This is a genomic window from Streptococcus cuniculi, assembly GCF_004570575.1.
GTDB lineage: Bacteria > Bacillota > Bacilli > Lactobacillales > Streptococcaceae > Streptococcus > Streptococcus cuniculi_A.
Genome location: NZ_SPPD01000014.1, coordinates 33,344 through 52,747 on the forward strand (window position 1 = coordinate 33,344; position 19,404 = coordinate 52,747).

Sequence of the window (19,404 nt, forward strand, 5' to 3'; positions counted from 1 at the left end):
ACCTCAATGAAAGCATTGGTACTTGTTGAAAATAATAAAATTGAAGTACAAGATTTAGAAAAACCAACTCTTGAAAAGGCTGGAGATGTTCTGGTAAAAATTGCTTACACAGGGATTTGTGGCTCAGACTATGTTCGATTTTTTGGACATCAAGCAAAATATTATCCTATTATTTTGACACACGAATTTTCAGGAATAGTAGAAGCTAGTCAATCAGATAAATTCAAAGCTGGGGACAAGGTGGCAGTCATTCCTTTGAAACCAAACTTTGACGATGAACAGAGTCAAAAAGGAAATTATTCCTTAAGTGAGGGTTACGGTTTTATTGGTTCTCGCGAAAATGGTGGACTTCAAGAATATAAAGTAATGTCGGAGGACAATCTGGTATTACTTCCAGAAGAAATTGACTTACGAACAGCTGCTTTCATTGAGCCTCTCACTGTGAATCTCCATGGTTTTAATGTGGCGCAGCTTAAGGATTTAGATGTCAAAAAGGTTGCGCTAATTGGGATGGGTTCGATTGGACTTCTAGCTCTCCAAATTTTAGTTAGTTACGGTTATGATGTTACGGCATTTGATATTAGTGATGACAAACTAAGATTATCGAAGGAACTCGGTGCCAAAGCCACTGTTAATACTCTTTATCCAGAGCAACTAGAGGCAGTTTATGATCAGTTTGATTTTGTTTGTGAGACCTCAGGAGCAAATCAGAGTTACTATATTGTTCATAAATTAGCTGCTAAAAAAGGACATATCCTCTATATTGGTACGCCTCATAAAGACTTGACGATTGAGTTTGAGACCTTTGAATTAATCAATCGTAAGGAATTAACTGCGCGTGGTTCCTGGATGAATTATTCTGCACCATGGCCTGGGGAGGAATGGAACGAGGCTGTTGAACTCTTTAAAAAAGGAGCCATTCAAATTGAACCATTGATTGCGGCAGATGTCACAATTGACCGTTTCCATACAATCTTTGATGACTATCGTGAGCGTAAAATCAGTGGGAAAATTTTTGTGACCGTAAATGGAGGGTAGGATGAATTGTTTAAGTAAATTAACGAATGAAAAAAGCTTAGCATGATAAAATGCCAATATTCTATTTTCAAAAGAAGAAGTCTTTGAGATGTTACAAGCGTTTTTAACTAGGTAAGAGTTTGAGGCTGGGACATCATCAGTACCCAACTTCCTTATTTTTATAATTTGAGCAGTTTGACGTCTATCAATAGTCAGGGGAGTGACTATGGATACTTGAGCCTAGAAACTAGAAAGTGAGGCTTGTCGCTAGGGTCAATGCTCCAGTGGAGCATTGAAGAGAACAGAAAGTTGTGAGCAACTTATCCATGACATTGATAAATCAATATTCTACAAGCCACGTCAACCTTGCGGGGTGGGAGTAAAATAATCCAGTGGATTATGTTAACCCGAACCTATAAATAAAGGAGTGAGGATAATCGATTTCTACGAAATCACGATTTTTATCCCACTCCCTTTTATATTCTTTATTTTTTATGATAATAAAGAAGCTGAAAAGGTAGTGTAGCTTATTTGCCTTGAGATGGAATAAAATTTCACTATATCTTATAAAAATGCAGGAAAAGGTCTTTTAATTTTCAGAAATTTCTGTTATACTAAGGTTTAATTACTATTTTGGAGGAGATTATGGGATATATTATCGAAATTTTACCGAGCTTGTTAAATGGTGCTTTGGTATCTTTTCAGGTCTTTGTGATGGTCTTGCTCCTGTCTCTTCCATTAGGAGCGTTCGTAGCCTTTCTGATGAAAATTCCATTTAAGCCCTTGCTCTGGTTTTTGAATCTTTATGTGCTCATCATGCGTGGAACGCCCTTGTTGCTCCAGTTGATTTTTGTCTATTATGTCTTGCCGAGCGTGGGCATTACCTTTGATCGAATGCCTGCGGTGATTATCACCTTTACCCTCAACTATGCGGCTTATTTCTCTGAAATCTTTCGCGGGGGAATCGAGGCAATTCCTGCTGGGCAGTATGAGGCAGCAAAAGTATTGAAATTTACACCTGTTCAGACTATTCGCTACCTTGTCCTTCCTCAGGTGGTAAAAATTGTTCTTCCAAGCGTCTTTAACGAAGTGACAACCCTGGTCAAGGATACGTCCCTGATTTATGCGCTTGGGGTTAACGACTTGCTTCTTGCTAGTCGGACCGCGGCTAACCGCGATGTTAGTCTAGCGCCTATGTTTATCGCAGGTGCCTTGTACTTGGTGATGATTGGTCTTGTGACCTTGGTTGCCAATCGGATTGAGAAAAAATTTGATTATTATAAATAGGAGGTCTTATGTTAGAAGTACGCAATCTTTCCAAACGTTTTGACAATAAGCAGATTTTTTCCAACTATGACCTCGTGATTCCAGAAGGAAAAATCCTTGCCATCGTTGGGCAGTCTGGCGGTGGAAAAACTACCTTGCTACGGATGTTGGCAGGGCTTGAGAGCATTGATTCTGGTCAATTAATCTATAATGGGGAAGAACTTCCCTTAGAAGAGTTAGGGAAACGACATTTGCTGGGCTTTGTTTTCCAAGATTTCCAGTTATTTCCGCACCTATCGGTGTTGGAAAATCTAATCTTGTCGCCCATTAAAACGCAGCATACTTCTCGTACAGAGGCCGAAAGCAAAGCCCGTCACTTACTTGAAACTCTTGGTCTAGCAGGTCATGCAGATGCCTACCCGTATTCCTTATCAGGGGGACAAAAGCAGCGTGTCGCCTTGGCGCGCGCCATGATGATTGACCCTGAGATGATTGGTTACGATGAACCGACCTCAGCACTTGATCCTGAGTTACGAAAAGAAGTGGAACATCTCATTCTTGAAAATCGCAGGACTGGCATTACGCAAATCGTGGTTACCCATGACATGCAATTTGCAGAAAATATTGCCGATGAGATTATTAAGATTGAGCCCAAACATTAAAAGACTGAACAGCAGAAAAGGGGATAGAATATGAAGATAAAATCACTTGTAGTCGGGGCAGTAGCCATGGTAGCCAGTCTGGCTCTGACAGCTTGTAGCTCCAGTGCTTCAAGCACCAAAACAGATAACTGGTCTCGCTATGAAGAGACTAAAAAAATCACTATTGGCTTTGACAAAACCTTTGTTCCTATGGGATTTGAAGAAAAAAATGGGCAATATGCAGGTTTTGATATTGACTTAGCGACAGCAGTCTTTGACAAGTACGGGATTGCGATTGAATGGCAGCCAATCGACTGGGACTTGAAAGAAACAGAACTCAACAATGGCAACATCGACTTGATTTGGAATGGGTATTCAGCAACCGATGAGCGCCGTGAAAAAGTCCTATTTACAGATGAATACATGGCCAATCTCCAAGTATTGGTGACCAAAAAATCATCGAATATTACAGATAATGCAGGTATGAAGGACAAAGTGCTGGGAGCACAGGCAGGTTCGTCAGGGTATGCGAATTTTGAAGCAAAGCCCACAATCTTAAAAGATCTTGTAAAAAATAATGAAGCAACGCAATACGCAACCTTTAACGAAGCCTTGATTGACTTGAAAAATGACCGAATTGATGGCCTCTTGATTGACCGTGTTTATGCCAATTATTACTTGCAACAAGAAGGTTTAATCAGTGACTATACGATTATCGATGCAGGATTTGAAAAAGAAGCCTTCGCAGTCGGTGCCCGTAAGGCGGATGCAACCTTGGTAGACAAGATTAATACAGCCTTCAAGGAATTGTATGCAGACGGAAGCTTTCAAAAAATCTCTGACAAATGGTTCGGAGAAGATGTTGCCACAGATGCTCTCAAACGCAACTAGTCTGTCAAAACTACGAAATCCTTACTTTAAGAATCTATTACTTATGATAAGTAGTAGGTTTTTTTGCGCTTGGATACCAATGATGCTCTTCCAATCTCATCAAACCCTAGTTGAAGAGGATAGTTTTGTCAAAATTTTTGTGACAAGATTTGAGTTTTTTTCTGTCAGAGGTGAGTGTATAATAAAATCAGAAAGAATTAGGAGGAAAATATGGAAAATACTTCATTAAAGGTTCGGATTCAAAAACTGGGGACGACCTTATCAAATATGGTGATGCCAAATATTGGGGCATTTATTGCGTGGGGTGTCTTGACCTCGCTCTTCATTGAAACTGGTTGGTTGCCAAATGAAACCTTTGCAACCATTGTAGGTCCAATGATTAAATACTTATTGCCACTCTTGATTGGATACACAGGTGGTTACAATGTCTACGGCCAACGCGGTGGTGTAGTCGGCACAATCCTGACCATGGGGGTTATTGCGGGTTCAGAAGTGCCAATGTTTATCGGTGCTATGCTGGTTGGTCCATTTGGTGCATGGGTCATCAAGAAATTTGACCAAGCCTTCCAAGAAAAGATTCGTCCTGGATTTGAAATGTTGGTCAACAACTTCTCGGCAGGTCTTATCGGATTTGCCCTCATGTTGATTAGCTTTAAAGTGGTAGGACCATTCGTATCCAGCATGACAACAGCTATCGGAGATGGTGTTCAAGTGATTGTCGATATGAAACTCTTGCCATTAGCCAATATCATCATCGAGCCAGCAAAAGTCTTGTTTTTGAACAACGCTCTTAACCACGGTATCTTTACACCGCTTGGAACTGAACAAGTCTTAAAAGTCGGAAAATCTGTTCTCTTCCTTTTGGAAGCAAACCCTGGACCTGGTCTTGGTATCTTGTTTGCCTACGCTTTGTTCGGCAAAGGCTCTGCTAAATCTTCTTCATGGGGAGCAATGGTCATTCATTTCCTTGGTGGGATTCATGAAATCTACTTCCCATACGTGATGATGAAACCAGCCCTCTTTCTAGCTGCGATTGCAGGTGGTGTATCTGGGACCTTTACCTTCCAATTGTTGAATGCAGGTCTTGTGGGAGCATCTTCACCAGGTTCAATCATTGCCATTACCGGTCTTGTACCAAAAGAAGGGAATTACGTTGCAAATCTCTTAGCTGTCTGGGGCGGTGTCTTTGCAGGAGCTGCTGCTTCCTTCCTCGTTGCCTCTATCATTTTGAAAGCGGACAAGTCAGAAGGAGCTTCTCTGGAATCAGCGCAAGCAGCCACTAAAGCTGCAAAAGCTGTTGCAAAAGGTCAAGCACAGGTGGCTGTATCAAGCGATGTGACGACAGACAACGTACACCAAATCATCTTTGCCTGCGATGCAGGTATGGGAAGTTCTGCCATGGGTGCATCCTTGCTCCGTGATAAGGTGAAAAAAGCAGGTTTGAACATCCCCGTGACCAATAAGGCGATTGCGAATCTCCAAGATACAGATCATACGCTCATTATCACCCAAGAAGAATTGGCAGATCGTGCTGCACAACGCACACCACGTGCCATTCACGTAGCGGTGGATAATTTCTTGACGTCGCCAAAATACGATGAGATCATCGCTCGATTGACAAACCAAGTCGACCTCTCTGCTTCAAGTCCAATAGAAGCAAACGGTGAAGCTGTGTCGCTAGATTTGAAGCGGGTAACGGAAGTGGTCTTTCCTTATGGGGATGCTCAAGGCTCAGCGACTATGGGGCAGGTAACTCTGCGTGCCATCTTTAAAAACAAGGGCATTGAGATGCCAGTTGTCAGCGTACCTTATGAAGATTTATCAGAGCACAATGCAGAAACGACTTTGATTGTAACGACTGTAGCCGAACAAGGAAATGTCCAAGCAGTAGCACCACAAGCGAAACTCTTGGTCGTTGATAGCCTTGTCACAACGCCAGCTTATGATCAATTGGTGGCTGGCATTCAGAAGTAGGTAACGGTCATTCCAAGAGAACATTCACAATAACTATGGATCATAAAAATATGTTACTCACCAAACGAGAAGAACAACTGATGAAGGCTTTCCTGCAGGTAGGAAAGCTTTCCTTAAAGGAAATGGCGGATATCTTGCAGGTCTCCTCACGGACGGTTTATCGGACCTTGTCGGACTTGACAGAGAGCCTTTCTAAAGAAGAAATTCAATTGCTCAAGGATGGAAAGAAATACTACCTGTCAGGGAACCTTTCTGCCTTGAGCGATTATGAGGCAGATACGGCTTATTCTCCGAGCCAGCGCCAGACCTTGATGGCCTATCAATTGCTGACCAGTCAGGATTCGGTGACCAATGAGCAATTGCAAGAACAGTTTTTGGTCTCCAATGTCACCGTGATTCAAGACATTGCAGAAATCGAGCGACGCCTGGCGGTTTTTGATTTGCAATTGGTACGCCAGCGAGGGTATCGGGTGGAAAGCTCGACCAGTCAGAAGCGCCGCTTTCTAGCCATTTTGCTGGCCAATACCATTTCGATTCAGGATTTTTGGGCGGACAACTATGCTGACTTTCCGATTTTACAGGTCGCTAGGATACGGCAGGCACGTCAGGTTTTTGAGCGCTATCAACATTTGCTGGGGGATTTGGACCCGAAATTCAAGGAATTTCTGATGATTTTGCTAGGACTAGCAGATAATCAGGGAGAAGTAAGCCAGCAGGTCAATCTGTCTAAGCTAGCCCTCGATTTTGCTCAGAAAGTGTTCACAGACCTAGCCAAGGAAACCAAGCAATTTTATAACATTCAAGAAATCATCTACTTTGCAGCAATCTTGGATGAGGTGATTATCAAGCGGCAGGAAGTGCCCTTGTTTAGTGAAAATTTTGACGGTGGCTTTTATTATAGTATTTCTCAGTTGGTGGATAGTGTGTCGCGCTTTACCAAGATTGAGTTTGTCAAAGACAAGGTGCTATTTCCCTTATTATTTCACCATATTCGTTTGAGTTTGGCGGTGCCTGTCCTTTTTCCAGATCGCGCAACTACCAATGTAGCTTATCTAGCAACCCAGAAGAATCCTTTTTTGCATAGACTTGTCAGTCTGGTCATGCAGGATCTTTTTCCGCGCTATATCCATAATGAATACGAATATGAACTGGTGACCCTCCATTTTGCTTCCAGCCTCAGACGAAGCCCCGATATTTATCCGATTCGCATGCTCTTGGTGACAGATGAGCGCCCTTTGACAACCAGTGTCCTCGTGTCCAAGATTAAAAGCGTGGCCCCGTTTGTGGGCTGGATGGATGTGAAAAGTACGACCAATCTGGCAGAAGTAGACTTCTCTCAGTATGATTACTGCCTTGCCACCAAACCGCTTCCACAGATGAATCTGGATGTGATTTCAACTTTTCCCAATACCAAGGAAATACTGGAATTGCAGGAAACCTTGCAGTCGATTCAGGAGCATCGAACGGTAGCTGTTCGGGAGGACATTGTGGTCAATAAACATCATGATTTGCAGGCTTATGTGAAGGGGAGTAGCCAGCTACTGGAACATTTCTCACTCTATGAGCTAGAGAATCAATCCACCTTTGACGAGACGGTGAAGCAGATTGTGGATCAGCTTTCCTTTGTCAAGGATAAGGACTATCTCGCAAAGAAGTTGATTGCACGTTTTGAAATGAGCCCACTTGCCATTCCAAATACCAATCTAGCCTTGCTTCATACCCAGTCCAGTCAAGTGACACAGAGTCACTTTCAAATCGTATCCCTGCATCAGCCAGTGACAGCCTTGTCTATGAACAATCACCCAGAAACTGTTCAGCGGGTCTTGGTCATGTTGACGAGGGTAGGAGAGCAGGACGAAATGCGCGAACTGATGACAGCGATTAGCCAGTCTATTATCGAAAATAACCTGTATACCGAAATTTATCGGACAGGAAATCAGGAGATTATCTATCAGCTTCTGAATACCATCTTCAATGAAACAATCAAACAATGGGAGAACTAATATGAAACTTCAACAAGAACTGATTCAATTAAAACAAGCATTTGCGACAAAAGAAGAAGCGATTCGCTTTTGCGGTCGTCAACTAGTAGATGCAGGCCATGTTCATGAGGCTTATATTGAGGCGATGATCGAGCGCAATGAAGAATTATCCGTCTATATGGGCAATTTTATCGCTATTCCGCACGGGACAGATGCAGCCAAAAAAGAGGTTCGTTCATCAGGAATTACCATCGTCCAAGTTCCTGCGGGGGTTAATTTTGGCACAGCAGCTGATCCCAAAATTGCCACCGTCCTCTTTGGGATTGCGGGTCTTGGTGATGAGCACTTGGACATCATTCAAAAAATCTCCATTTTCTGTGCTGATGTAGACAATGTAGTCAAACTAGCAGATGCTCAGTCAAAAGAAGAAGTGATCGCTCTCTTAAATAGTGTTGGATAGAAAGGAGGAGTGAGATGAAAAAAGCAGTCCATTTTGGTGCAGGAAATATCGGTCGTGGTTTTATCGGTGAAATTTTATTTGAAAATGGTTTTGAAATCGCCTTTGTCGATGTCAACGAACGCATTATCGACACCCTCAATGAGCGAGGTAGCTATGAAATTGAGATTGCAGAAGAGGGACAGCGCCACATTGTCGTATCAGGTGTGCGGGGGATTAACAATGGCAAACATCCAGAAGAAGTGGTCGCTGCCATTGCCGAAGCTGATTTGGTGACCACAGCGATTGGCCCAAATATCCTACCTTTTATCGCACCTCTAGTAGCGCAAGGGATTGAAGCACGTCAGGCAGCAGGCAATACCCAGCCCCTTGATGTTCTTGCCTGTGAAAACATGATTGGTGGTTCTAGCTTCCTCTATGAAGAAGTGAAAAAACACCTGTCTGAAGCAGGCTTGACCTTTGCAGAAGTGCATATCGGATTTCCAAATGCTGCGGTCGACCGCATTGTCCCTGCTCAAAGTCATGAAGATCCGTTGTTTGTAGTAGTGGAGCCTTTCAATGAATGGGTCGTGGAAACCCATGCCATGAAAAATCCTGACTTGAAGCTAGCAAAAGTCCACTATGAGGCAAACCTTGAACCGTTCATTGAACGGAAGTTATTTTCTGTAAACTCAGGGCATGCAACATCAGCCTATACAGGAGCGCACTTCGGAGCGCAAACGATTTTGGAAGCTCTTGAAAATCCGAGGGTTAAGACAACTGTTCAAGCGGTCCTAGCTGAAATTCGTAGCCTTCTCGTTGCCAAGTGGGGCTTTGAGGAAACAGCGCTTGAAGACTACCACAAGATTATCATCAGTCGGTTTGAAAATCCCTTTATTGTAGATGATGTAGCCCGTGTAGCCCGTACCCCAATTCGCAAACTCGGCTATGATGAGCGCTTTATTCGCCCTATCCGTGAATTACGGGAGCGTGGTTTGAGCTATGATGCCCTCCTGCAAACTATCCGCTATATCTTTGAATACAAGGATGAAACAGATGACCAATCTGTTGAATTACAAGCAATGCTAACCCAAGAGCCCCTTGCCAGCGTGGTTAAAGAGGTGACAAGAATAACAGACCCAGCTTTTGTCGCAGAACTGGTTGCGGCAGTGGAAGGATAAGAGAGAAAAAACGAACTAGAAAGCAGAAGAGGCTCTAGTTCGTTTTTTGTGTTATCTGATGAAAGACGACCTGCCAGACTTCGTGACGGCGCCAGAGGGAGCTGTGAACCTTATCCCCTGTTTCAAAGGTGACTAGTTTTGATTTTTGGCTGATAGAAGTCATTTGGAAATTGGTCATATGGGGCGAGTGGACAGGGTGAGAGTGGAGCATTTGCTCCTTATTGAGATAGTGTCCGTTTTCATCAATCAGGAGATAGTTGTCCTCAATCAAGTTTTGATAGCCTTTTTCATGGGCTTGAATTTCCGCTTCAAAGCGGTAGAGCTTGTCAAAGACATGCTCATACATCTCATCGTGGGGAATTTCAGATGGCTCTACATGAATATCCACATCAAAGACCCCGTGTTTCAAAATCAGGAGTTGCTCGACCTGTTCGGTCACTTCATGGCTTTCATAGACAGACAGGTCAGGATTCATTTCAAGAACGATGTCAAGATAGATATTGGCTCCGTAGGTTCGCCCGCGTTGGGATTTGACCGCACTAATCTTGGGCAACTTCAGAATGTCCATCTCATACTTGTGGAGTAATTCTTCATCAAAACCATCCGACAAAGTAAAGAAACTCTCCATAAAAATCTCATAAGCTGTTTTCAAGATGAAAAAGGTAATGATGATAGCTGCGATTTTATCAATCATTGGAAATTGAAAGGCTGCTGCAAAGACAGCAACGGAGGTTCCGATAGAAGTCATGGCATCGGAGAGATTATCCTTGGCTGTTGCTTCTAAGGCCTTGGAACGAACCTTTTTAGATAAGCGTTGATTGTAGAGATAAACGGCAAACATGACGAGGGCAGAGAGGATTCCAATGATTGCCCCCATGATGTCAATCTCGACCACTTCCTTGCTGAGGAGCTTTTGAATGGTGCTATGAAGCACCTGAAATCCAACGACAAACATAATGAAAGAGGTGATGAGGCTTGCCAAATCTTCCATTTTCCAATGCCCAAACTTATGGTCTGTATCCGCAGGCTTCTGCGCCATTCTCAATCCAATCAGCACGGCGATATTGCCGATGATGTCTGAGATATTGTTGAAAGCATCTGCAGTAAGGGCATCTGAGTGAAAGAGAGAGCCAGCTGCTAGCTTTACTCCCGATAAGACGACATAGGCGATAATCGATACGATCGCCCCACGCTCAGCCAGTTTCAAATTGTATGCTTGTTGGTTCATAATCCCTCCCTTGTTTGCTTCATTGTAGCAGAATGACTAGGATTTTTCAAGGGGAGACAAACTTCATACCAAACACAAGAAAAGCGCATCTCACGATTACCTAGTCGCATGCGCTTTTTATGATGTTTAAGGAGGTTATGTTTTAAGACCTGTTATTTGAAAGCAAAAAGGGGGAGTGGGAGGTTCCTTGCTTATTGGTAGATACGCCCAATGTTTTAGACTGTGACGTATAAGGATGTCAGATATTTTTTGAAATCTTCTTTTGAAAAGATTGATTGCTCCACAGATTAGTTAGGAGAAGTAAAATAAATAAAATAGAGGAGATAATCAGCCCTGGCAAAAATAATCCAGAAATAGTAGCTAGAAGTTTCTGATTTTCTTTTAGAACATAGCTAATGCAAAATAGGAGAAAACCATTGAATCCAAGTGATATAAAAAAGATAGTAAGAATATGAATGGAGGCTTGCCAGATGTTAATGATACATAAGTGATAAGGTGAGGCGCCTAAAGTATCTAGTTGGATTTTATCTTGTTTCTCTTTTTCTATAGATAATGAGGTAATTGAAATAATATTGCTCAGGATAACAATCAATGGGGCACCTAAATAGATGAAAAAGGATACTTTCATTTCTAAATCAGCGTTTTCCTGAAACAGATAGAAGATGTTTTGTGAGAGTAGCTGAAATCCTGACATTAAGGTAATGGCGGATAAAATAGAGGTATTCAGCGATTTTAGATAGAGGGGCTGGTGGAAGATAGTCCACTTTGCGATAATAGGTGCGTAGTGGTTTTTAAAAAAACTAGTTGGAAATATTCGTATAAGGAATAACTGGAGATGAGGGAAGAGGAGGTAGATGAGAAAAAGATGAGTGAAGAGGAAATAAAACAGAAAGAGAGACTTACTTGACATTGTATGTGGTTGTAAGATTTGATAGAAGAGGTATCCTTCTAAAGATAAAATGATAAGGCTTAGTGTTACATTTTTAATGAATTTTAGTATACGTGCTACCTTACTTTGTTTTCGGTATTGACTTGCGAGCAGTTTGTATGTATGAAACGCACCACTGATAAAAGCAATACTGGTGAGGAGTAAAATAGAAGAAGTTCCTGCTAGTACATTGAAACGTAGGGGAATATCAGGTAGCCAGTCTTTGCCAAAGAATTGTTGTAGGAAATAATAGTAGTGATAGGTGCTAGGTATAGAGATAAGATAGGCAAGGAGACTAGAGAAGCTGGCAATGAGAGACATTTGTCCTCCAACAAGGAAAGCAATGTGTACACGGCTAGCTCCAACTATAGCCCAACATTCATAATCTTTTTTCAACATATCAATGAGTAGTTGAATCGAAGTAGAAATGCTGAAAAAAAGAGTGATTCCGCCAAAAACAACTGGGAATATAAAAATGGGCGTAGGGTCATTGACTTGTAGAGTATGAAGATTATCTCTAATATTAAAAATACCATTTAGCGATAGTCCAATGATGATACCAGCAGCAAGAAAGAGTGGAATCATGCTAAGCCATAACTTTTTAGAAAATTGAAATTGATAAAAGATGAGATGAAACATCCTGTTCCTCCTTACTTATCTGAAATCGATACTCCAAGTGCTTGATAGAGAGTATCAGGAGACGGTGAGGAGATGTCGTGGACAATCTGCCCGTCTTTTAAAACGAGAGCTCGATCAGTTTGAGAGGCTAACTCCAAATCGTGTGTGACCATGAGGACGCACTTTCCAGCTTTGGCTAACCCCTTTAATAAGTCAAAAATAATCTGTCGAGAATGACTATCCAGAGCTCCTGTAGGCTCATCTGCAAAAATAATGGAACTATCTGATAAAATTGCACGGGCAATAGCTACTTTTTGTTGCTCTCCACCTGAAAGATGTTTGACAAAGGTATGGGCATCCGCTTGGAATTTCATCTGGGATAGCAGGTTATGGATTTTCTTTGTATCAACAGGGCGATGAGATAGTCGTAATGGAATCGCTATATTTTCAAGGACTGGCAAAGCAGGGAGTAGATTATAAGATTGAAAGATAAAGGCAATATCCTTGCGACGTAATTTGGCTAGTTGGCTGTTCCGTAGCTTGTAGGGATTGAGACCATTGATATGAACAGATCCACTAGAGGGAGCAAGGAGACTTGAGATACATTTGAGTAAAGTCGATTTTCCAGAGCCACTAATACCGAGAATACTAGTAAACTCGTTGTAATGTGCTTGAAGTGAGATGTTCTTGAGAACAGAAGCTGTCTTATTCTGATCAATTTGGAACTCTTTGGACAGGTTGGAAACAGTGATTGCTGTATGGGTCATAGGGGCCTCCAAGGTGATAAAAATGTTATTGTCATTTAGTTCATACCTAAAGGTAGACAAGCTGTAAAGCGAACAAGGTTTGCAAGAGATATGTCACTACCAAAGGGATTTTCAGCAGTAACTTGCTAAAGAGAGAACAGTTTTTTAGGGCGTGTTCGGTTGGAGATAAGACTATAGTATTCGTCTGCTATCTATCTTCTACCTCACCCGAATATCGCCTGTAGCGGTTTGAAGATTGAGTTGTCCTGCGGTCTTGCCTTGATAGTGGAAGGTGTTTGAAACGCTACCGAGCTCAGCATCGACATCAATGTGAACAGCCGATTTAGGGTTGAGTTGGAGATCGATGCTGCCGAGGTCTGTTAAGATACTATTTTCTCCGGCTAGACTAAGGTTGGTAGCGGTCATCTCTCCGACATTCAGTTGTATCAATCCTGTTTCCTGATTCTGGGGAGCTAGGCTGCTATTTTTCAGGTGAATGTCTCCGTATCTAGATTCACATCAACCGTTCCAAGTTTTGCCCTATTTAGTTCGACAAATCCCACATTGACAGATAGCTGGACCTTATCAATCTGGACATCTTCCAAGTGAAGGTTTCCGACGTCAATCGAACCAATTAATTCTTTCAAGTTTGTTCCCTTAGGAATCTCTAAGCGAGGAATACGGTCTTCGACCCAATTCTGTTGACTGAGATGAAGAACAACTTCGAAGAGGCCATTGACATTGACGAAAGAATTCTGCTGATTGTCAGTAACGGTCAGTTTTTGCTCGCCTAACTGATATCGAACAGGAACAGTCTTATCTTTGAGATAGTGATAGTAGCTGAGGTGAAATTGGTCGTCTTTTGAAGGAGAAAGAATAATGCTCGTTTGGATTTCGAGGGACTCTAGCCTGTCAAAGTCAACTGTTTCGAGCCTACGGTTCGTAATTTGTTGCTCCACATCTGTCCAGCCCCCGAGTAGGAAGCCAATTCCTGTGAGACTGAGTCCGATAAAGAGAAGGGTTAAGCAGACTTTGGTAAAGCGATTAAATGATTTCATGACGGTTTCTCCTAATGATTTTTTCTTGAATCAAGCGAACAAGGGCAAGGATAGCCTTTCTTCCAAGGATAATGGTTGCTTGTGTACCGAGAGCTCCAAGAGCAATGGCAACAAGTCCCAGCCCAACAAAGAGGAGGGAGCTGGTCCAGCCGATAGAAAAACTCTGAAAGGCTGCAAGCAGAAGAGCTAAACCTACAGCAAGGGCGCTAATCCACACAGAAGCTAATACCAAAAGGAAGCTAAAAACGAGGAGAATAGCAGTTAGAAACAAGGCTAAGAGGGTGAGGGCTAGGGGAAAGGCGACAGGTGCTGCTAGGATGCTGAGTGCGACAATGAGGATGGTATGTTGAGTCGTAGTAGTGCCAGCCTTGGTCTTTTTCTCATAGAGTTGGTCGAGAATTTCCCGTGCGGCCTGCTTGGGACTGCCTAAGTCAGCAATCACTTGTGCCTCATTTTCAGCTCCTGCCTCATCAAAGTATTCATTAAAATGCTCCATTGCGTCTTGATAGTCCTCTGCTGGTAGGTGTTTGAGGTATCGTTGCAAATGTGTAAGATATTCGTTACGTGTCATGTGATTCTCCTTATTTGATCGTTAGCATACCGTCTTCGTTTTCAATGGTTAAACGGTGTTCTTCATCGGGAGCTTGGTAGTCAAATTGGCTGTAATCGTCGTCAACTTGAATCTGTCCCTGAAGTTTTGGAGAAATGGACATAGCCCCGTCTTCAGAAGAAAAATGATAGGAAGTTCCAGCCTGTTTCTCTAGTGTCAAGGAAAGATGGCTGTCACAGGCTGAGATGTGGACATGCTGCAAGAAACGAACAGTAGAAGCAGAGAAATTGGCATCGTCTAGTTCCAAGTGTGCCTGCTCAATGGTGGAGTGAGAGAGGCTCATGTTGCTGTCGCTCATCTCGAGAGACAGCTTTTGCAAGTGGCTATCCTTTATCGTGATATTTGCATCTTCTAATTCGAGTGATGTAGTAACGGTTGTCAGACCTTCCATAGAGAGGTTAGAGTCTTCAACTTCTAGGGCAAGTGTTTGGATAGTCGGTAGTTTTAATTGCAGATTGGTATCTTCCAATCTTCCAGTCAGTTTGTTGAGCTGGATATGTCTTGGAAGAGCAAGTGTGACTTCAGGATTAAAAGCAAACTGCAAGAAGAAATGAGCTGGAACGCGGATGCCTCCGTCTCGGCTTTGCAGTGACAAGGTCTTTCCGTAAATACTGTGGTGAAATGGCTTTTCTGCATTCAGTTGATGTTGGAAGTAGCGCAATTCTATACGTTCTGTTTCGGATTCTATGATGGTAAGGTGGAAATCCTCCAGTTCCAATTGAATCGTATCAATATCTTCCAGAGTTAGGGTAACTGGAGAAAATGCCTCTCTTGCTTCACGTTGGGAATCTTGAAGCGTCTGTTGGGTTTTCTCAAACAATCGATTCCAAATACTGATTTGCGGAGAGGTGATAGGATCTGTTTCTGTCACATGTTGGACGACTTCCATATCAAGATTGGCAAGAATTTCTTCAGCTGCTTCTTGTGGTGTTCCTAGGTGCCGAATCGCCTCATCAACATCTGGACATTCGTCAAAATATTCGTTGAAATACTCTAAGACATCTTCTTTGTCTTGTTGACTGAGCGTTTCTAAGGCCGCTTGTAGTTGTGAAAGATATTCGTTGCGTGTCATTTTCGTAGACTCCCTTCTATAATGCCATCAATATTGTCTTTGTATTCCGTCCATTCTGTCTGCAAAAAGATAATTTGCTTGCGCCCCTGGTCGGTAATCTTGTAATATTTGCGCTTGCGCCCCTGAAATTCCTGAGAGTAGGTGGTCACAAAGGCTGCTTTTTCCAGCTTTTTCAAAATAGGATACATGGTTGACTCCTTAATATCAGCTACAATCTTAATGGTCTGACTGATTTCATATCCGTAGGAATCTTGCTTTTCGACAATGGACAGGATCAGAAATTCGATTAAGACAGAGGAGACAGGATAGTACATATGCTCACCTCGACTATGTGTAAATATTTTATATATAAATTATATACATATCTCCAAGCAATGTCAAGCATTATATATAAAATTTTTACATACTAAAAACCAAGCACCGTTAACGTGCTTGGTTTAGCTATTTCATCATCAGAACAACCAGTTTGTCAAAATCAATCGTCGTCGTAAATGTTCCTGTTTGAAGTTCGAGACTGTTTTCGTGGACAGCGCTCACTTGGCTAAAGAGGTAGTGATTGCCACCCCAAAATTGATCTGTATTCGTGTAGGCCTTGCATTTTCCAAGGGAGATATGGTTGAAGGGGGTGTAGTCCTCTTCCCTTTTGACGAGAATATCCAGACAGCGATGGAGATTAAAGTAGCCGTAGCGTTTGTGTTTTTCAAAACAAATCATATTTTTGTAGCAACCAACGATTTTGACATTCCGCAGGACCTGATACCAGATGGTATTGAGAGAGACATCGCAGACCTTTCCGAGATAATCTTGGATTGAAAGACCAGTGGTTCGTTGAGGTTTGACTTCGGGTATTTCTTGCTCTGCTTTTTGCTGAATTGGGAAATCAATCTCTTCTCTGACTATCTGGTCCAAACTGATGTCTGCAAAGTCAGCTATTTTGATGAGAATTTGAAGGTCAGGAATAGCACTGCCATTTTCCCACTTGGAGACCGATTGGCGACTGACTACAAATGTTTCAGCGAATTGTTCCTGTGACAATTGATGAATGGTACGAATGAGACGAATTTTTTCATTTAGTAACATAGTGTCACCTCCTTATCCTTACTCTAGCAAATGGAAGGGTATTTGCCAAGAAAGCCTCCTTTATATTTTGCTACTATTGGTTGCACAGGGGCAAAAATCTCTTGAAAACGAAACGGACTGCAGTCAAGTGGGTGTTTATGATCGTTTATTTATGCCCTACAATGCCTAAGATGACGTCAACCGCTTTTTCCATGGTTTCAAGGCTGACAAATTCAAAGCGTCCGTGCATGTTTTCACCACCAGCAAAGATATTAGGTGTTGGAATCCCCATGAAGGAGATTTTAGAACCGTCCGTTCCCCCACGAACTGGCTCGATAATTGGCTGAATACTGAGATTTTCCATGACTTCTTTTGCAATGGTAATGGGGGTCATGTCCTTTTCAATAATTTTCTTCATGTTGTAGTATTGATCTTGAAGATTGACGATGACGCGTGGTGTGTTAAAGTCTTGATTCATCTTTTCTGCAATATCGAGCATCAATTGTTTGCGATCTAGGAAATCTGCCTCTTCAAAATCACGAATAATGTAAGAAGCATGTGCCTGATCTACGCTTCCTGACATATCCATGAGGTGGAAGAATCCTTGGTAGCCGTCTGTTTTTTCAGGGCGATCCGCTTCTGGAAGAGCATTGTGAAAATCAATTGCTAATTGGAAAGCATTAATCATTTGATCCTTGGCAGATCCTGGGTGCACGTTGCGACCGATAAAGTCAATCTTGGCACCAGCAGCGCTAAATGTTTCGTACTGGAGTTCGCCCAATGGTCCACCGTCCATGGTGTAGGCAAAGTCCACATCAAAATCTTCTACATCAAACTTGTCGGCACCGACTCCGATTTCTTCGTCAGGACCAAATCCAACCCGAATTTCGCAGTGCTTGATTTCAGGATGTGCGACCAAGTATTCAATCGCTGTCATGATTTCAGCAATTCCCGACTTATCATCAGAACCTAGCAGGGTTGTTCCGTCTGTTGTAATCAAGGTTTGACCATGGTAGTTGTTGAGCTGCGGGAAATCTTTTGGGTGCAATTCAAAGCCAGATGTTCCAAGAGTAATCGGCTTACCGTCATAGTTTTCAATAATCTGTGGATTAACTCCTTCGGCATTGAAGTCGGCTGTGTCCATGTGGGCGATAAAGCCAATCTTGCGGGTCAAACTTGGGTCGTTAGCAGGAAGGGTTCCGACGGCAAAGCCATTTGGCAAATAGTGGACATTTTGAAGCCCGATGCGTTCCATTTCAGGAAGCAGGATATTTTGAGCAAACTCCACCTGATTTTGCGTACTAGGTGTGGTCGTAGAGTTCTCATCTGAACGTGTGTTTTCTTTCACGTAGACAAGAAAGCGGTCTAAAAGAGTAGGGTATTTCATGTTGTTCTCCTTTTAATGTAAAATGTGTTTATAAATGGCTTTGGCTACACCGTCTTGGTCATTGGTATCGGTGACATCATCTGCTATAGATTTGATGTGGTCATTGGCATTGCCCATTGCGATACTGAGATCTACAAATTCAAGCATTTCAATATCGTTATTGGCATCGCCAATGGCCATGATTTCCTCAGGTAAAATCTGCAGGTGTTCCGCTAATTTCTTCAAGGCAGAAGCCTTATTTGTTCCTGCTGGCAGGATTTCTAGTAGCACATCCTGCGAGCGTACAGCGTCAAAGTGTTGGTTGAGTGTTGCTGCGTGTTTGGTTTCAAACGCATCCGTTGCTTCCTTGGTGCCGACAAACATGGCTTGGAAGAGATGACGGCTCTGATTGGTCGCCTCCTCCATGCTTAAAATCGTTGGCTCCACAAAGACCAAGTTAGCATCTGTGCGTGAGTATTCATTTGGCTGATCGTCAAGGACATAGTAGTGCTCCTCGTCAAACAAGGTCAATTGCATCTCACTTTCTGGAATGAAAGTGGTCAGGTAGCGAATGTCATCAGGTGATAGTTCCTCCCAGTCTATCAACTTCCAATCACTCGTCTGGTGGGTTGAACAGCCATTATTGACAATGACGTACTCATTTTCCGCATCCAGTCCCAGCTGGTCAAAGTATGGCTTGACCCCTGTCAACATACGCCCAGTACAAAGAACTAGCTTGACACCGCTCTCCACAGCCCGATGAATTGCCTCAATCTGGGGCTCTGTCAACTGCTTCTGACTATTGAGCAAAGTCCCGTCCATATCAAGGGCAAGTAATTTTATCATAGATTCCTCCTTCAGTATTCTATAGACTAGTATAGCATAAAAAAACAGCCCAGTGGGCTGTTTTTTCACGCGCCTAGAAACACGAAAGCGCGTCAAGCCCCTTGTGCTGTTTTTTCCCGAGCCTGAAAATAGGCAAGCGAGGTTAGCCCCTTGTGCTGTTTTTTCCCGAGCCTGAAAATAGGCAAGCGAGGTTAGCCCCTTGTGCTGTTTTTTCCCGAGCCCGAAAATAGGAGAGCGAGGTTAGCCCCTTGTGCTGTTTTTTCACGCGCCTAGAAACCCGAAAGCGTGGTTAAGTAGGGTGGATTGTTTAAAGAGCCAGGGTGGCAGAAAGACGACACTAAGGGCTCAAGGCAGTCCATCCCGAGTTTATCACTTAAAAACAAGCAAAGACCAGCTCCCTCCTTGTGTGCCAAGGGATTTGGCTGGTCTTTAAATTTATTTTAGTGTTGTATATGGATTTTTAGCGTAATGTTTGAGCTCTTCAA

At 42.7% G+C, this 19,404-nt stretch carries 19 protein-coding genes; 8 read left to right on the top strand and 11 right to left on the bottom strand.

Translation table 11 applies throughout. From position 1 onward, the window contains the following. Positions 1-6: 6 nt before the first annotated feature. From E4T82_RS08965 to E4T82_RS09000, 8 genes are all read left to right on the top strand, one after another. On the top strand, positions 7-1,038 hold the full coding sequence (locus tag E4T82_RS08965) for a galactitol-1-phosphate 5-dehydrogenase (protein WP_135182494.1): 1,032 nt from the start codon (positions 7-9) through the stop codon (positions 1,036-1,038). A gap of 624 nt (positions 1,039-1,662) precedes the next feature. After that, entirely contained in the window at positions 1,663-2,304 is a 642-nt protein-coding gene (locus E4T82_RS08970; RefSeq protein ID WP_135182495.1) for an amino acid ABC transporter permease, read from the top strand. Positions 2,305-2,312: 8 nt separating this feature from the next. Continuing rightward, positions 2,313-2,945 (top strand): amino acid ABC transporter ATP-binding protein, encoded by a 633-nt coding sequence (locus E4T82_RS08975; protein ID WP_135182496.1) that lies wholly within the window; start codon positions 2,313-2,315, stop codon positions 2,943-2,945. A 30-nt stretch (positions 2,946-2,975) separates the two neighbouring features. After that, entirely contained in the window at positions 2,976-3,815 is an 840-nt protein-coding gene (locus E4T82_RS08980) for an amino acid ABC transporter substrate-binding protein (protein WP_135182497.1), read from the top strand. Positions 3,816-4,025: 210 nt separating this feature from the next. Continuing rightward, on the top strand, positions 4,026-5,789 hold the full coding sequence (locus E4T82_RS08985) for a PTS mannitol transporter subunit IICBA (RefSeq protein WP_135182498.1): 1,764 nt from the start codon (positions 4,026-4,028) through the stop codon (positions 5,787-5,789). 50 nt (positions 5,790-5,839) lie between these two features. Then, positions 5,840-7,792 carry a BglG family transcription antiterminator gene (locus E4T82_RS08990; protein WP_135182499.1) on the top strand — a complete coding sequence of 651 codons (1,953 nt, stop codon included), beginning with the start codon at positions 5,840-5,842 and terminating at the stop codon, positions 7,790-7,792. Between the two features lies 1 nt (position 7,793). Further along, on the top strand, positions 7,794-8,231 hold the full coding sequence (locus E4T82_RS08995) for a PTS sugar transporter subunit IIA (protein WP_135182500.1): 438 nt from the start codon (positions 7,794-7,796) through the stop codon (positions 8,229-8,231). 14 nt (positions 8,232-8,245) lie between these two features. Beyond that, positions 8,246-9,388 (top strand): mannitol-1-phosphate 5-dehydrogenase, encoded by a 1,143-nt coding sequence (locus E4T82_RS09000; protein ID WP_135182501.1) that lies wholly within the window; start codon positions 8,246-8,248, stop codon positions 9,386-9,388. Positions 9,389-9,422: 34 nt separating this feature from the next. On the opposite strand, the gene E4T82_RS09005 is transcribed toward E4T82_RS09000, so the two are convergent. The 11 genes from E4T82_RS09005 to E4T82_RS09055 all read right to left on the bottom strand — a co-directional run bounded on the left by E4T82_RS09005 (position 9,423) and on the right by E4T82_RS09055 (position 18,919). Then, complete coding sequence (locus E4T82_RS09005) at positions 9,423-10,616, bottom strand: cation diffusion facilitator family transporter (protein ID WP_135182502.1); 1,194 nt, start codon at positions 10,614-10,616, stop codon at positions 9,423-9,425. A 238-nt stretch (positions 10,617-10,854) separates the two neighbouring features. Further along, complete coding sequence (locus E4T82_RS09010) at positions 10,855-12,183, bottom strand: hypothetical protein (RefSeq protein ID WP_135182503.1); 1,329 nt, start codon at positions 12,181-12,183, stop codon at positions 10,855-10,857. Between the two features lie 11 nt (positions 12,184-12,194). Then, on the bottom strand, positions 12,195-12,929 hold the full coding sequence (locus E4T82_RS09015; protein WP_135182504.1) for an ABC transporter ATP-binding protein: 735 nt from the start codon (positions 12,927-12,929) through the stop codon (positions 12,195-12,197). Between the two features lie 198 nt (positions 12,930-13,127). Next, positions 13,128-13,358, bottom strand: a complete 231-nt coding sequence (locus E4T82_RS13100; RefSeq protein ID WP_135182505.1) for a hypothetical protein — start codon at positions 13,356-13,358, stop codon at positions 13,128-13,130. 38 nt (positions 13,359-13,396) lie between these two features. Further along, positions 13,397-13,966 carry a DUF4097 family beta strand repeat-containing protein gene (locus E4T82_RS09025; protein ID WP_135182506.1) on the bottom strand — a complete coding sequence of 190 codons (570 nt, stop codon included), beginning with the start codon at positions 13,964-13,966 and terminating at the stop codon, positions 13,397-13,399. After that, a complete protein-coding gene (locus E4T82_RS09030; RefSeq protein WP_135182507.1) occupies positions 13,953-14,537 on the bottom strand; it encodes a DUF1700 domain-containing protein in 585 nt (194 codons plus the stop codon). Before E4T82_RS09030 ends, E4T82_RS09025 begins: the two co-directional genes overlap by 14 nt. 10 nt (positions 14,538-14,547) lie before the next feature. Continuing rightward, positions 14,548-15,648 (bottom strand): DUF4097 family beta strand repeat-containing protein, encoded by a 1,101-nt coding sequence (locus E4T82_RS09035; protein WP_135182508.1) that lies wholly within the window; start codon positions 15,646-15,648, stop codon positions 14,548-14,550. After that, the gene (locus E4T82_RS09040; protein WP_135182509.1) at positions 15,645-15,962 is read right to left on the bottom strand and encodes a PadR family transcriptional regulator; all 318 of its coding nucleotides are present in this window, start codon (positions 15,960-15,962) and stop codon (positions 15,645-15,647) included. Before E4T82_RS09040 ends, E4T82_RS09035 begins: the two co-directional genes overlap by 4 nt. Positions 15,963-16,089: 127 nt before the next feature. Continuing rightward, on the bottom strand, positions 16,090-16,728 hold the full coding sequence (locus E4T82_RS09045) for a helix-turn-helix transcriptional regulator (protein ID WP_135182510.1): 639 nt from the start codon (positions 16,726-16,728) through the stop codon (positions 16,090-16,092). A 145-nt stretch (positions 16,729-16,873) separates the two neighbouring features. Next, positions 16,874-18,094 carry a peptidase T gene (pepT, locus tag E4T82_RS09050; RefSeq protein WP_135182511.1) on the bottom strand — a complete coding sequence of 407 codons (1,221 nt, stop codon included), beginning with the start codon at positions 18,092-18,094 and terminating at the stop codon, positions 16,874-16,876. Between the two features lie 12 nt (positions 18,095-18,106). Next, on the bottom strand, positions 18,107-18,919 hold the full coding sequence (locus E4T82_RS09055) for a Cof-type HAD-IIB family hydrolase (protein ID WP_135182512.1): 813 nt from the start codon (positions 18,917-18,919) through the stop codon (positions 18,107-18,109). Positions 18,920-19,404 lie beyond the last annotated feature (485 nt).